The 15213-nt window shown below is 42.3% G+C and carries 11 protein-coding genes; 5 read left to right on the top strand and 6 right to left on the bottom strand.

Annotated features, from left to right (window positions below):
• The first annotated feature begins 1 nt into the window (after nucleotide 1).
• The 4 genes from EXM22_RS09125 (at nucleotide 2) to EXM22_RS09110 (ending at nucleotide 4252) form a co-directional block, all read left to right on the top strand.
• Complete coding sequence (locus EXM22_RS09125) at nucleotides 2-958, top strand: D-2-hydroxyacid dehydrogenase (protein ID WP_149486220.1); 957 nt, start codon at nucleotides 2-4, stop codon at nucleotides 956-958.
• Nucleotides 959-1318: 360 nt separating this feature from the next.
• The gene (locus EXM22_RS09120; RefSeq protein ID WP_149486219.1) at nucleotides 1319-2488 is read left to right on the top strand and encodes a 30S ribosomal protein S1; all 1170 of its coding nucleotides are present in this window, start codon (nucleotides 1319-1321) and stop codon (nucleotides 2486-2488) included.
• A 91-nt stretch (nucleotides 2489-2579) separates the two neighbouring features.
• Complete coding sequence (fliB, locus tag EXM22_RS09115) at nucleotides 2580-3761, top strand: flagellin lysine-N-methylase (RefSeq protein WP_149486218.1); 1182 nt, start codon at nucleotides 2580-2582, stop codon at nucleotides 3759-3761.
• Nucleotides 3758-4252, top strand: coding sequence for a tRNA-uridine aminocarboxypropyltransferase (locus tag EXM22_RS09110; protein WP_210411431.1), 495 nt, complete (start codon nucleotides 3758-3760; stop codon nucleotides 4250-4252). Before fliB ends, EXM22_RS09110 begins: the two co-directional genes overlap by 4 nt.
• On the opposite strand, the gene EXM22_RS09105 is transcribed toward EXM22_RS09110, so the two are convergent.
• From EXM22_RS09105 to EXM22_RS09080, 6 genes are all read right to left on the bottom strand, one after another.
• Complete coding sequence (locus tag EXM22_RS09105; RefSeq protein ID WP_210411430.1) at nucleotides 4242-5072, bottom strand: carbohydrate ABC transporter permease; 831 nt, start codon at nucleotides 5070-5072, stop codon at nucleotides 4242-4244. The two genes, EXM22_RS09110 and EXM22_RS09105, sit on opposite strands and share 11 nt — an antisense overlap.
• On the bottom strand, nucleotides 5069-5935 hold the full coding sequence (locus tag EXM22_RS09100; RefSeq protein WP_149486216.1) for a carbohydrate ABC transporter permease: 867 nt from the start codon (nucleotides 5933-5935) through the stop codon (nucleotides 5069-5071). The genes EXM22_RS09105 and EXM22_RS09100 overlap by 4 nt, the downstream gene beginning before the upstream one ends.
• 77 nt (nucleotides 5936-6012) lie before the next feature.
• Nucleotides 6013-7308, bottom strand: coding sequence for an ABC transporter substrate-binding protein (locus EXM22_RS09095; RefSeq protein WP_149486215.1), 1296 nt, complete (start codon nucleotides 7306-7308; stop codon nucleotides 6013-6015).
• A gap of 112 nt (nucleotides 7309-7420) precedes the next feature.
• Nucleotides 7421-8935 (bottom strand): response regulator transcription factor, encoded by a 1515-nt coding sequence (locus EXM22_RS09090; protein WP_149486214.1) that lies wholly within the window; start codon nucleotides 8933-8935, stop codon nucleotides 7421-7423.
• On the bottom strand, nucleotides 8932-10677 hold the full coding sequence (locus EXM22_RS09085) for a sensor histidine kinase (protein ID WP_149486213.1): 1746 nt from the start codon (nucleotides 10675-10677) through the stop codon (nucleotides 8932-8934). The genes EXM22_RS09090 and EXM22_RS09085 overlap by 4 nt, the downstream gene beginning before the upstream one ends.
• A 24-nt stretch (nucleotides 10678-10701) precedes the next feature.
• On the bottom strand, nucleotides 10702-13293 hold the full coding sequence (locus EXM22_RS09080; protein ID WP_168203430.1) for an alpha-L-rhamnosidase: 2592 nt from the start codon (nucleotides 13291-13293) through the stop codon (nucleotides 10702-10704).
• Between the two features lie 222 nt (nucleotides 13294-13515).
• On the opposite strand from EXM22_RS09080, the gene EXM22_RS09075 reads away from it, so the two are divergent.
• Nucleotides 13516-15195, top strand: coding sequence for a sensor domain-containing diguanylate cyclase (locus tag EXM22_RS09075; protein WP_168203429.1), 1680 nt, complete (start codon nucleotides 13516-13518; stop codon nucleotides 15193-15195).
• The last annotated feature ends 18 nt before the right edge of the window (nucleotides 15196-15213 follow it).

Below are 15213 nucleotides of genomic sequence, written 5' to 3'. Positions count from 1 at the left end.
AATGAAAATAGTCGTACTTGATGGTTATACTCTCAATCCCGGAGATCTCAACTGGGATGGTTTTAAAGCACTTGGAGATTTTACTTGCTATGATAGAACTGAGCCCGAAGAAACTGTAAAACGAATTGCTGATGCAGAGATTGTAATCACAAATAAGACTGAGTTGACTGCAGACATTCTGGCTGCTTGTCCCCGTATTCAATATATCGGGGTCCTGGCAACAGGGTATAATGTTGTCGATGTGGAAGCCGCGACCTCTAAGAATATTCCTGTTTGTAATATTCCAACATATGGAACCACTGCGGTAGCACAGTTTGCTTTCGCCCTGATTTTGAACATCTATCACCACGTACAGGAACATTCTGATTCGGTGCATAACGGTGATTGGACCAATTGTCCTGATTTTAGCTACTGGAATTTCCCTTTATCCGAACTGGCTGGGAAAACCATGGGAATCCTCGGTTATGGCCGTATCGGTCAGAATACAGGAAAGATTGCCCAGGCATTCGGCATGAAAGTTCTGGCTTTTGATGCTTATCAGAACAAAGAATTGGAATGTGACACCATGAAATATGCATCCCTGGACGAATTGCTTGAAAATTCTGATGTTATTTCACTCCATTGTCCTCTCTTCGAGTCAACAAAGGGAATCATTAATAAAGATAATATTTCAAAAATGAAAGATGGTGTGGTCATCATTAACACTTCACGTGGCCCACTGATTGTTGAACAGGATCTTGCGGACGCTCTAAACAGTGGAAAAGTCAGAGCCGCCGGTCTGGATGTTGTTTCAACCGAACCAATACAGAGTGATAATGTTTTACTAAAAGCTAAAAACTGTATTATCACACCTCATATCGCCTGGGCTCCTCTGGAATCCCGTTCCAGATTGATGAATATCGCAGTTGATAATGTCAAAGCTTTTTTAAATGGTGATATTAAGAATAAAGTAAACTAGTCTTATACTCCCAGGGATCGGCAGTAGTCTCCTTACTAGCCCTTGCCGATCCCTGTTCCTAATTCCAAAATTATTATAAAATATTCTCCCGGCATCAGCCTTTTTCATTTTTCACTGTATAAGAGATGTTCAGTTGGACTTTGAAAGAAAATCGCTGTGTTTCTGATGGATCTTCGGAGGATTTCTCTTTTATTCCAAATACTGAGTTTGAAACCAGAGTTGGGGCTGTAGCGGAGAACTTCAGAATCGGGATATAATAGAATGAAGTGCGTTAGAATCTTTTGATCAATCCATTCTACACTTCTAGTTTTATTATTATATTTTTTAACTGAACTAATCAAGAATATAAGGAGTGAATATATGAGTACACCTGATAATAACGAAGAGAGTTTTGCAGCTCTTTTTGAAGATAGTTTTTCTGATATCCAAAAAATGGAACCGGGTCAAGTCATCGAAACAGAAATTATTTCGATTTCCGGAGGCTATATTTTTCTGCAATTGAGCGGGAAGAGTGAAGGTTTGCTGGATATTGAGGAAGTGACCGATAAGGAAGGGAATGTCACAGTTGAAGAGGGCGATACTATCAAGGCTTTTTTTCTTTCTTCTAAGAATGGAGAAATGCTTTTCACAACCAAGATCAGTGGTGATAAAGTTGGTAAAGCTATTCTTGAAAATGCATTTGAAAGTGGAATTCCCGTTGAAGGAACCGTTGAAAAAGAGATCAAAGGTGGATTTGAAGTCAAGATAGGGGATAGCCGTGCTTTCTGTCCCTACTCACAAATGGGGCAGAAACGGATTGAAAACCCTGAGTCATATATAGGACAACAGCTCACATTCAAAATCCTGGAACATAATGAAAATGGTCGCAATATTCTCGTCTCAAACAGAGCCATTCTGGAAGAAGAAAAGAAAAAACAGATAGAAGTCCTCAAAAAGAAACTGCATGTTGATATGGTTGTTAAGGGAACTGTCAAACTGGTTCAGGATTTTGGTGTTTTCGTAGATCTGGAGGGTGTTCAGGCGCTTCTTCCCATCTCTGAAGTTAGCAGAAGCCGGGTTGATGATATCCATAAATTATTCACAATTGGTCAGGAAGTGGAAGCGGCCATCATAAAATTGGATTGGAAGAATGAGCGGATCACTCTGAGTATGAAGGCTCTCCTTGCTGATCCCTGGGACCTGGCAAAAAAGAAGTACAAAAAAGATTCAAAACATCAGGGGACTGTTGTCAGAATAACGGATTTTGGTGCCTTTGTTTCTTTGGAACCAGGGCTGGACGGCCTCATTCATATTTCAGATATGAAATCGGATTCCAGAGATAGTCATCCCGGTGATATCTTGAAAATGGGACAGTCAGTGACCGTACAGATCAATGACATTGATATAGAAAAACAAAGAATCTCTCTGAGGCAGGTCTCTGCTTTTCAGGAAGACGAATCGGTGAAGAAGTATCTGGAACCAGAATCTGATACATATAATCCCTTTGCAGATCTTTTAAAAGATAAGGTTAAGAAAACAAGAAAAAAATAGATTTGTAAGGTTCACTTCAAGTCATCCTCTAGGGGAACTGGAGTGAGCCTAATAGATCATGACCAGATGATTTGTGGAGGACCTCTCTGCCATGAGACAATCTATAAAGATTACTATTCCCTCCTATGTAAACGGATTCAAATGTATCGGTGGAGATTGTGAAGACAGCTGCTGCATTGGTTGGGATATTGATATTGATAAACTCACGTATCGTAAGTACTTTCGTACAAAAGATATGAATATGAAAAAAGAGTTTGTGAAACATGTCTATCGTAATGAAGATTCCCAGAGTGATGACGTCGATTACGGCCGGGTTCGCATCAATGAGTCAAAATACTGTCCGTTTCTGGATGATAAAAAACTCTGCAGAATTTACAGTATCCTAGGAGAGGATTATCTCTCAAATGTTTGTTCTTCCTATCCCAGAGTTTATAATGTTCTTGATGGTGCCTATGAACTGTCACTTTTTTTGTCCTGTCCCGAAGCAATCCGGAAGCTCCTTGCCAGCAAAGAGCCTATCTCTTTTATAGAAGAAGAGATGGTTCTAGATAAGTATATTATCCATAGTTGTATTGATACCAGTGAAAGCCGATGGAACCATTCGGATGTTCGGCAGCTAAAATTATTGCGGCAGATGTCCATAGAGATGATACAGGATCGGAAATATCTTCTATCAGAAAGGCTTCTCAGGCTGGGGCATGAGCTGTCAATAAAAGGCTCTACCAAATCCAGACCTCAGAATAAAAGTCAGGTCTTGGACAATCCTCTTTTCTTTCAATTTGATTTTTTCAGTAAGGCCATTGATTCCCTTCATGTCACAGATGAGATTGACAGTCCTGTTTTTGTCTCCATGACTCAAAAGCTTCAAAAAGGGTTCAAATTAAAGGAAAAACTGCCTTTAGCCCAAAAGGTTCCGTTGTACGAAAAAGCATTGTGCGAGGCTGTAGAACCTTTTTTTATAGAGAAGGGCTATTTCTTGGAGCATTATCTAGTCAATTTTATGTATCAAAGTCATTTCCCTTTTACAGAGAACCAGAACATTCTAGACGGATATGTTATGCTCGTAGTTCGTTATTCCTTTATCAGGTTTTACCTCTCAGGAATGGCTTCTTCCGGTGTGAAAATCGGTGATGAAGATGTCGTTCAGTTAATTCAGGTATTTACAAAAACCATAGAGCATCATAAGACCTTCATCCTCGATCTTCTGGATAAGATAAAAACCAGCAAATATAATCCTTTAGAATTTGCCGCAGCCTTGCTGAAGAGCCATTGAAATTCCACTTACTGACCCACAAAAAAGAGTTCAAGCGGCCCAGCAATACAGGTGCTGTTGTTGTTCAGGCTTTGGGATCTGCCGATGCAAGACAGGTCCTTTGGGAACGTGTCTCTCCGGATCAAGAGCTTCTTTCTCATATAGCTTCCGGAAAAGCTCTTCTTGTATATCCAGAATTCCTTGTTTCAGAAGAGAGGATCTGCCACAATTTTAAGGGGATAGAGCATATGATTCTGCTGGATGGAACATGGCAGGAAGCCAGAAAAATGTATAACCGCAGTCCTTATCTGAAAAACATGAAGATTTTTAGCATTCGAAGTGACAAAAAATCAGAATACAACATCAGGCGGAATCAGAAAGATGGCGGTTTCTGTACGGCAGAATGCGTCATCGAAGTCTTAAAAATACAGGGAGAAGTTGTCAAAGCCGCCTCTGTGACTTCTGCATTCAAAGACCTGATGAATCGCATGGTCAGCCGCGTTATCCCTTGATAGCTCCAGCTGACATTCCGGCTATGATCTTTCTATTAAAGAATATAAAGAGGATAAGAGGCGGAATAGAAATGATCAGGACATCGGTGAACAGAAGATGCCATGAGCTGTGATATTTACTCATAAAATTATACAAAGTCAGCTGTACTGTCGCATTTTTCCCTCCAGGAAAAAAGTATAGAGGGTTAACAAAATCATTAAAAATATTCACAGATGAGAGAACTATCACCGTCGCGGTTGTGGGTTTGAGCAACGGAAAAATAATTTGAAAAAACAGGCGCAGAGGTCCTGCTCCATCAACAATGGCTGCCTCATCAATCTGCCTGGGTATTGTGGCCGTGAATCCTTTGTAGAGGAGGGTTGAGAAGGACATTGTCAGGGCTGCCTCGATCATAACCATGCTGAACATGGTTTTAAAGATGTTTAAGGACATCAAAAGCCATATTGTGGGGACGATCGCCGGAGGGATGATCAAACCAGCTAATATCATAAAGTTAATCACCGGGGTGGCTTTGTCGGTTCTTCTTTGGGAAACAAATCCAGCCATGGAGCAACTTAGAATGAGAACCATAATAGAGAATATAGTTATGAGAAAACTATTCTTAAAGGCCGTGATCACAATTCCTTTGTTCGTGGCGAGCACTTCAGAAATATTATTGAAAAGAAGAAATTCTGCAGGTGCCTTGATGTTCATCAAAGAGGCTTCCTGGGCATTTTTAGATGCATTATTTATTACAAAATAGAAGGGAATTCCGAACAGTACTGCAGCAAGGAAGACTCCTGTCAATTCTGATATCAGTCTTTTTGATTTTGAGATCACAGGTCTACCTCCTTTGAGTTTAAAAATTTATATACCGGAAAAGCGATGGCCGATACCATGATAAAGAGGATGACATTCCCCGCAGTTGATAGTCCGAAAAAACCACTACTGTACTGCTTATAAATGATGGATGACAGTAAGTCTGTTGTAAACCCAGGGCCTCCTCTGGTCATGCTCCATACAAGGTCAAATGTTCTAAGGCCACCAATCAGTGCCAGAATTATAACGGAATTTATGGCAGGTCTGCTTAAGGGGAGCGTAATATGCAGAAATCTGTCCATTGAACCACCACCATCTATTTGCAAGGCTTCATAATACTGTTCCGGAATGGACATGATTCCGGCAATAAAAATAACAGTGGCTACTCCCACACCTTTCCATACATCAACGGCTATGATTGATAGAAGGGCAATTTTTACATTTCCAAGCCAGTCTGGTCCATTTAGCCCCAGGGTATTGATGAAGGTATTAATAATTCCTCTGGTGGGATGCATCAGGCTGTTGAAGGTGATACCAACAGCAATAGTACTGATGAGGTTAGGAAAAAAGACAATGGCTCTCATAAAGTTTCTTGTTCTGATGGGGGAACATAGATAGACCGCCAGGGCCAAACCAAAAACTACTTTCAGACCGCAGGTGAGAAAGGCATAGATGAATGTATTTTTAAACCCGATGCTTAAGGAGTCTTCTTTGAAGAACATCTGGAAGTTTTCCAGTCCGATAAAGGTCCAATCTGTGAGGTTCCATCTGGTCAGACTAAAAAAGAAAGAACTCAGAGCCGGCAACAGGAAAAAAATGAAAAAGATGAGTCCTGCTGGGAGTAAAAAAAGATAACTGTAATGATGATTCTGTTTTTTTGCCATAAAGTACATCCTGATAAAAAAGGCAATTCCCGGTATCGAAAATTGCCTTTTTATTATTTAAAAACTACCAGTAGGTATCACCAACCGGGAAGATTCAGCTGTTTTGCCTGTTTTTCCGTATCTCTGTCATATTTGGCAGCAGCATCTACTGGGCTGGAAATTCCAGAGCCGACTTCTACACAAATCTGGGGAGAGTTGGGAGCCTTGACGGGGGTAATGAACTCAAGGGCCGGTGCTGTTCTGTCTTCATCAAAGTATTTCATGAGGTCCAGGATTCCCTTGGGTGTGTCAGAAGGAAGTTCTACTCCTTTGACTACATAGGGGCCATCGGCTTTATTTGTTTTGGAATAGATTTCCAGTCCTTCTGGTGAAACATAGAATTCGGCCCACTCCTGGGCAAGGTCAGTATTTTCTCCATTTTTGTAGAGGTAAATGGAGTTGGGAAGCCACACGGTCGCTCCATTCAAACCGGGTTTGTTGTCGGGCTGGGCAAAGAATCCAATATCATCGATTTGATCGGGATAGTTATCATTCAAGGCCGCAAAGGCAAAGGTGAGCATAGGATACTGAACACCGTCACCAGAGGCAAGCATGCGCAGTGCTTCATCGTATGTTGTAGCAAGGTAATCCTTATTCATATACCCTTTTTTTTGTATTTCTTCATATTTATAGAAGGCCTGCAGAGCCGCTGGTTCTGTAGAATATTTAGCCTGATTTTTTGTAAAACGTTCTGCAAAATCCGGGACCTGCTGCTGAACATAGTAAAAGTCGGAAAGAAGAATAAGCTGCGAGGTCCAGTCGTCTTTATAAGAACCAATGATAGCCGTTTTTCCTGCTTGTTTAATGACTTCACTATTTGCCATGAACTGATCCCAGGTCGTGGGTACTTTCAGGCCCAGTTCTTTGTATACTCTTTTGTTGTAGAGGATTCCTCCTGCTGCAGAAGAACTGGCTGGAATTCCAAAGATTTTGCCGTTCACAGTTACTGTCTGCTTGTAGGCCGGGGAAATATTATCCATATAGGGTTTGTCTGTTAAATCAATAAAGTTACGTTCAGGGTTTAGAGCAGGAAGGAGTGATCCTGAGTTGAAATAGATTAGATCTGACATTTCACCTGTGGCCAGTCTAGTCTTGAGCAGGTTTTCACCTTCTGCACTGCCAGGACGCAGTTCTATTTCTGTTTTGACACCGGTTTTAACCTCAAAAGCGTCGGCAACTGCTATCATACCCGTTAGGGATGTGGCGTTGTCTACCAATAGGGTCAGAACTCTCTCTTCCTCTGCCATCTTTGCATCAGAACTTTGCTGGCCCGAAGCTACAGCAAAGGTTCCAATAAGAACCACCAGTAAAAATACCAGTACGTTACGTTTCATAAACACTCCTCTTGTTTAAAGTAAAACTACTTTTCCTTTTTTAGTTTATATTCAGATTAGAGCTGTTTATGTGACTTGTATATGGACGATCGAGTACTAAGGATTGGACTATTCAATCTTTCTGAGCCAGGTATTGCCTGGGAGAAAATCCAGTTTGACATTTGAATACTCTACTGAAATAGGACGAATCCTCATACCCTACAATTCTGGATATCTCCTTGATAGGGATGTGGGGTGACTTCTTCATTAGCTCTATGCTGATCGTAACACGGCGCATCCGTATGTATTCAATTACACTCATTTTTTCATATCTATGAAAAAGCTTATTCAAATAGGACTGTGAAATGCAGAATTCCTCACAGAGGAGAGGAATAGATAGGTCTTCTGCCATATGCTGTTCTACATATTCTGTGATCATCTGGAAGGACTCTCTGCAACCCATAACCGGAGGGGCTTTTCTTGTGTCTTCCTGAATATGCAGGATGATAGACATAAAATTATTAAGGAGAGTGTCATAATCTCCTACGTCTTGTGAGACTTTGTCCATCATGATTCCTGTTTCAATCCGGAGTCTGTTCTTATCACTGCAGAATCCGAGCAGGTGGTTTAAAAAGAGGCTGAATTCCATCTCTATCTGGAGGAGACTCACCTTGTTAGACCGGCATTCGTGTAGCCAGTTTTTAAGAGGATCTCTTAACTGATTCAGGGCCTTCTTTTTGACCAGAAATTCTGTATTTCTGAGAAAAACAGAACCTAATTCAACATAGTTTCTCTGGAGTTTTTCCCTACCTTGATCATATAAAATCTGCGATATCCCTAGAAGAGTCTTTTCTCTCAGGAGGCTGTATAGAACATCCAGGACATCCGTAATTTTTGTGATGGAGAAGTCGAGAGACAGGGCGGCTGTATAGTATTGGCAAGCGGGAATATTGAGGCTGAATTCTTCGATAATCGTTCTGAATCGACTATAATGGATTTCATCCACAGGGCAGAGGATGTAATACTCATTGTTATCTCTTCCGGTAAAGAGGTATAGATTCATCTTTTCGTTTTCGGGAAGAGGGTTCATGAGGAGTGACCGGATGGATTCTGAAGGATTATAACAGACTTTCTTGTGGAACTTTGGATGAAGGCCATTTATTCTGACAACAGCCATTCTATAACTGGATTTGTCTGTTTTAATGCTGTTTTCAATTATTTTGGAGGAAAGAATATGCTGTATATTCTTGTGGGTTTTCCAATATGATTTTTGGCTCAACCGTATATGAATTCCCGCTAATAATGCCTCAAAAGCCTGTATATTAATGGGTTTCAACAGGTATTCCACTACCTCATACTGTATGGCCTTCCGTGCGTATTCAAATTCCTGATATCCGCTGAGGATGATGGTCTGTATATCCGGATACAGCTGTTTGACCTTTTGGGTGAGTTGCAGTCCGTCGCAATGGGGCATCCTTATGTCTGTTATGAGTAGATCGGGATGGTGAGACTGGAGAATCTCGAGAGCCTCAAGTCCGTTTTCTGCTGTATTTGTCACTGAAAATCCAGGACATCTTTTTTCAACGATCATTTTGAGATGCCTCATGGCCGCCGGTTCATCTTCTACGATGAGGACAGAGAATATCATGAATCCTCCCCTTGGGCCGAAATTCTTATCCTGACTCCTGAGGATGTCCTGTTCTCAATCTCAAAGGAAAGTCGTTTATCAAAATACAGGAGGAGCCGGATGTAGGTATTCACCAATCCCAGTCCTCCTAGATTCAACTCTACGATCTCTTTTTTGATGGTGATTTGTTCTCTGACTGTTTTCATTTCTTCTTTAAGATTTTTTAGTTTCTCCCTCTGGATACCGCATCCGTCATCCTGTATTTCCAGATACCAGCCTCCTGGAGATTTGAGAGGTCCGCCACTAATCTCTATATGAATCGACTGTCTGCCGCTTTGAAAATTATGATCTACACTATTTTCAACTAAAGGCTGAAGGATGATCTTTGGAATTTTGAGGTCTAAAATCGCTTCATTCACATGAAAAGAGTAGGTTAATTTATGTTCATATCTTTTCTTTAAAAGAACAAGAAAATCGGTTACATGTTCAATTTCATGCCTGATGGATGAATCTCTCTGTTGGGTTGAGGTGGAGTAACGCAACATGGATGCAATATGGTCGCACATTTCACATATCTCAAGAGTATCACTTTCAAGGCCCATACTGGAGATCACATTGAGGATATTGAAGAGAAAATGAGGATTCACCTGGGCCTGAAGTGAATCAAAATTAGCCTGGACTTGCAGAGAATGGGAGACAATTTCTCTCTTTATTGATTCATTCAGACGATTTTGGAGAAGGGTGAACGCATAGTTTAGAGATTCAATTTCATTGTGTGAACTTTTTAGATCCACAGGACGGGGCAGGGTACCAAGATCAATCGAATTGATATGGCGGGTCAGTTTTTCCAGGGGTTTTGTCAATTCGAGTGTAAAATACCGGACAAATACCAGTGACAGAATAAGAATGCATAATACGGCAATTATATATAGGAATATAAATGAATACAGGGAAGAGAGACTTTCTTTTCTGGATCGGTTGAGCTTTATTTTTATATGAGAATATTCCAGTTGGGTTGCAAAGGAAAATCCCTTTTGAGAGGCCCATTTTTGACCGCTCTGATATAAAATCATTCCTTCATCGGTCCTGACATCAACACTGATCCCCATATCTTCCGGGAGGGTAAAAATTTCCTCGATGAGAGAGTAAGGGTTTTGCACCTCAATATAGCCATGAATATCGCTTACTTTTTGTCCTATTATTGCCCGCATGAGACCAAACACCTGAATCTTATTTTCTTTCTGCCAATGATCGGGATAAGGTGAGAGAATTAGGATCTTTCCCTTCCTTCTTTCAACTTCTTTCAGGATTGGATTATCATTTATCCAACTTTTTATTATATCCGAAGCTGGACGGGGTATAAAGTTATTGGAAAAAAAATCACCCTTGGGAGTGTAGACCGCCACTCTATGAAAGTCTCTCATTATGGAATAGCGGTACAGGGATTTCTCCACGGTGAGCAGGGCGTCCACGAGGGCTTGTCTGTTGTCGGGGTTCTCTCTGTCAAAAATAGAAAGGGTTGCCAGGGCAGGCATGAAATCCCATTGGGACATTAGATCAATGGTTACAAAGTCCATGGTGGATAGAACCGTGTCCAGTTGGCTCGCCATCTGTTCACCCCGGTTGATCAGATCATCCTTAATCTGTTTTTCTCTTTCCGAGAAGGAATAGAGAAAGTAGAATGAACTGATCATCACAACCAGGATGGTCACAAAGAATGAGTAAACCAGAATGAGTCGTTTCTGGAAACTAATGGTTGCCATAGTCTAAAGATTATACACCTATTCTTAAAATGAGGAGGGTAAATCCAATTGGAAGGTGTACTCCCCTGATCCCAGCTCTTTCCATTCCTCCTGACCCGGGAGAAGAAGACGACCTTTCGCGTTTGCAGGAATCACCAAGGTACATATGTATGTTTTAACCTTGATTTCCCAGGAGATAGAGGCTTTTCCATAGGGCGTCATCTGACTGGCTTGCGCCCGAGTTAGTCCTCCTCCGGGTTGCGGCTTGAACAGGATCGTCTTATACCCAGGATCATCCTCATCCAGGGAGAGTCCCGCGACGGCAGTATACATCCAGTATCCCACAGAGCCATAGGCATAGTGATTAAAGGAATTCATATCAGGACTCCAGAGGCTACCGTCAGGCTTTAAACCATCCCAATGTTCCCATATGGTGGTTGCTCCCTGTTTGACCTGATATAGCCAGGAGGGGTAATCCTCTTGAAGAAGGAGTTTATAGGCCTTATCCAACCGGCCGTTACGGCTTAAGGCGGCACAGAGATAGGGTGTACCCAGGAATCCTGTGAGAAGATGATCATCCTCAGCTTCCAGGAGTCTTACCAGGGTATCTACTGTCCGTCTAATGAATGGTTTGGGTGCTAAATTAAAATACAGTGCCAGAACATGAGCTGTTTGAGTATTCACGGCTAGGCGGCCTGTGTTCGTGAAAAACTCATTCTGAAATGCTGTGACAATGCGTTTATAAAGAGCTGAGTATTCTTTGAGATCATCCTCAAATCCAAGAACTTTTGCAGTCTTGATCATGATATGGACCGAATTGGCATAGAACACAGTGGCTGTCAGATCATTGGGAGTGGCCCCAAAGTAACTGCCTTCTTTGGCATCTAAGGCTACCCAGTCTCCGAAGTGGAATCCGCTGTCCCAAATCACTTCATCTCTGGCTTCACGGCGCATGTAAGAAACCCAGGACTTCATGGCGTCATAGTTTTCTTCCAGTATCCGTCTGTCCCCGTATTGTGAGTATATTTCCCAGGGACAGATGGTCATGGCATCAGCCCATCCTGTAGCAGAATGGTCCCCTTTGAGGAGATCGTCCTGGGAGGATGCGTTCTGGAGCACATCTGGAATAACATGGGGGATGCCTCCCTTCTCATTCTGCTCACTCCTCATATCTCTCAGCCATTTGGTAAAGAACCCAGAGGTATCCATCAGAGTACATGCGGTACTGATAAAAACCTGGGCATCCCCTGTCCAGCCCAGTCTTTCATCCCGCTGGGGACAGTCGGTGGGTATATCAAAAAAGTTACCCTTCATTCCCCAAAGGATGTTGTGGTGGAGTTGATTCAGGAGTGGATGGGAACATTCAAACTCTCCTGATTTTTTCATCTGGCTGTGGAGAACTATGGCTTCAAAATTGTCTGCCTGAATCTGTCCCGGATATTCTTCTACCAGAACATACCGGAAGCCTTGAAAGCTGAAACGGGGTTGATAGCTTTCTGTCCCTTCTCCCTTGAGGGTATAAAGGATCTCCTGTCGGGCAGACCGGAGGTTCTCTGTGTAGAATTCTCCCGGAGGGCTCAGAATCTCGGCATGCTTCAGCTTGACTCTGTCTCCTGCTTTTCCTCTGACTTTAAAACGGACAACCCCTGTCATATTCTGCCCAAAATCCAGGATGGAACGACCCTTTTTATCTACGAGTATTTCTTTGGGTTTTAATATTTCCTGTGGAAGTGTCAACGGTCCATCCTGAGCTGTGATTTGTATCGATTCAGCTGTGGGGACCCTTTCTGCCATGGTCCAGGAGGCATGTCCTTCTCTGCGGGCATCGTACTCTTCTCCATGGTATATTTCTGAACTGATGACCGGGGACTTAGCAGTTTTCCAGGATTCATCCGTCATAATCCATTCCTGGCTTTTGTCTTTGTAAACAAGGAGTATTTGCATGGTTATGGCATTCCTATTACCATAAATGCATCTTTTTCCGACCCATCCTGCCAGGTCTCCCTTGTACCAACCTGCTCCAACATGAGCCACGATCTGGTTTTCTCCTTCCTGAAGGGTCTCTGTGATGTCGTAGCATTGATAAAGAAGACGTTTAGAATAATTTGTCCAGCCTGGGGCCATCTGCTGATCTCCGATCCGATTTCCATTGACAGAGGCTTCATAGACACCCAGGGCTGTGGCATAAAGACGGGCCGAAGCAAGACCTTCTTTTACGCTTACAGTTTTTTTAAAGAGCCAACCGGAGGATTTTGCAGGGTCTTTGTCTTCTCCAGAGGAGATAAACGGGGCCTTCCAGACACCGTGATTCATAAGAGATGTTTCAAAAAATGCCGTAGGACTCCATGAGCTGGTACGACCAGCAGTATCAGTGATTCTGACACGTACCCAGTATCTTGTCACAGCTGATAACTGAGGGCCCTTATAGTCGACGTATTGGGACTGAGAGCTCTCTACAACGCCACTCTTCCATATTTTATTCTGAAATTCTTCATCTGTGGATGTCTCCAGTTCATATGATTTCTGGATGACGTTCTTATGACTGCTTTCTATTACCCAGGAAAACCGGGGAATTTCAGAATCCAGCCCTATCGGGTTTTTAAGGTTCTCACATTTTATGGGGCTGATTTTTAACATTTTGTTCTCCTTTTGCTTCTTCTTCCAGGAGCTTTTCATAAACACCTAGGATCGGATTCCATTGTACGACCAATAAATCCGTCCAGATATGGATTTTTGAGCACTCCTATATGGATGTTTCAGTTTAGTAGAATTTATGTCATAATAAAAATTGTATAAAGGCAGGATGATATTTTGTCCAATTCGCCTCAATAGACCACCGAAAGGATCATGGCAAGCCCTATGGTTGAGACAAATACATTTCCAAATGTAACATGTTCTGTTACTGGTCTCGCTCTCAGACAACTGGAGGAGTGGAAGGATGTTGCCATGGGCCCTTCTTTTAGCAGTGGTTTCAAAATCATAGGAACGAAGACCCTTGTCATCGAAGGTCGCGGATTTGCCAATTTTTCTGCCGAGGTGGCGTCTGTCGAATACGGTATCAATATCGTTAAAACCTATATGAATTCTCCTCCTGAATGTCTGATTATTCAGGATTGGAAAGATTTTAAGAATGCTTCATGGAGAGCTCGTAATTACTTCATGAAAAACATAGTAAACGATGCTGCCCTGGCCGGTATCATTTTTTGCAACGCTACTCCGCGTCAGGAAATGAGCGTTCTTCTGGCTAAAAAAATGAAAATTCTGAATACGGACATACGAATCTGTAATACCTATACGGAGGCTGCCTTAATGGCCGCCCGCTTTGAACAGCTGGGTCAATTGCCGGAGGTAAGAGATTCATTGCTGCAAAAATTAAGATCCTGGGGCAAATACAGGAGAGATAGAGCCTTCAATCAGCCCATCCTCGATTTACTGGAGTACCTCAACAGCATAGACTGGACTTCCAGGAAACCCAGACCAAGCTCCTACAGAATTGAATCCAACCATCCTTTATTACCCATTTTTGATGCCCTCACTCTGATAAAGTCGCAGTTGGATAAAACAACGGTCGAACGGGATCAATTTATGAAGAGCCTTTTGGAACAGCAGGAAATGCTTGAAGAAGAACTTGAAAACAGGACTCAGAAGATCCGTGAAGGAGAACAGTATTTTTCAAGAATTCTGGAATACTCTCCTGTTAGTATTGTTCTTTTGGATAAGGCTCTGAACATAAGCTATATCAATCAGATGGTTGAGGATAGTTTTGAATACGACCGGAATGATTTAAAGGGAGTGGGGGTTTTGGAGACGCTCTTCTGCCATCTTGATGTTGCAGCAGAAGCATCTCTTCGAAGTCAGTTAGAGACTCTTTTGCCACCTCCTGCCGAGCCGGGCTGTTACGGCCCAGTCGAGATTCAGATCCCCGCGAAAGACGGAACCATTCATTTCACAGAAACGACATTTACATCCATAGAAGAAGGGTATCTTGTTACGATTGTGGATGTGAGTTTGAGAAAGAAAGCCGAAGAGAAACTGTATTCTCTTTCGGTGACCGATTCTATGACTGGATTTTACAATAGAAGACATTATCAGGACTGTATGGAGAAAGAATTCCTCCGGGCGGAACGATACGGACACCCTTTAACTCTCATTGTCTTTGACGTGGATTTCTTTAAAAGAATTAATGATCAATATGGTCATCCTGCCGGAGATGCTGTCCTCCGTCATCTAGCCGCTTTATCAAGAGACTGTTTTCGCACCACCGATCTTCAATTTCGAATTGGAGGGGAAGAATTTGCAATCCTGCTTCCCGAATCTTCTGAAGACCTGGGGTGGGTTGCGGCAGAACGATTTCGGCGCAGCGTTGAAGTAAACAGCACGCCCTATGAAGACATTCTCATTCCTCATACCATCAGCCTGGGAATTGCCACGACCGGAGATAAAACAGAGAGGGTCGAAGATTTTATCAAGAGGACAGATATTGCCCTATATCAGGCTAAGCATTTGGGTAGAAATCGCACTGAAACTGCATTTTCTTAATTGGCGCTTGTTATATAC

The sequence above is a fragment of the Oceanispirochaeta crateris genome (assembly GCF_008329965.1).
Classification (GTDB): Bacteria; Spirochaetota; Spirochaetia; order DSM-2461; family DSM-2461; genus Oceanispirochaeta; species Oceanispirochaeta crateris.
This window is presented reverse-complemented; position numbering and strand designations above follow the sequence as displayed.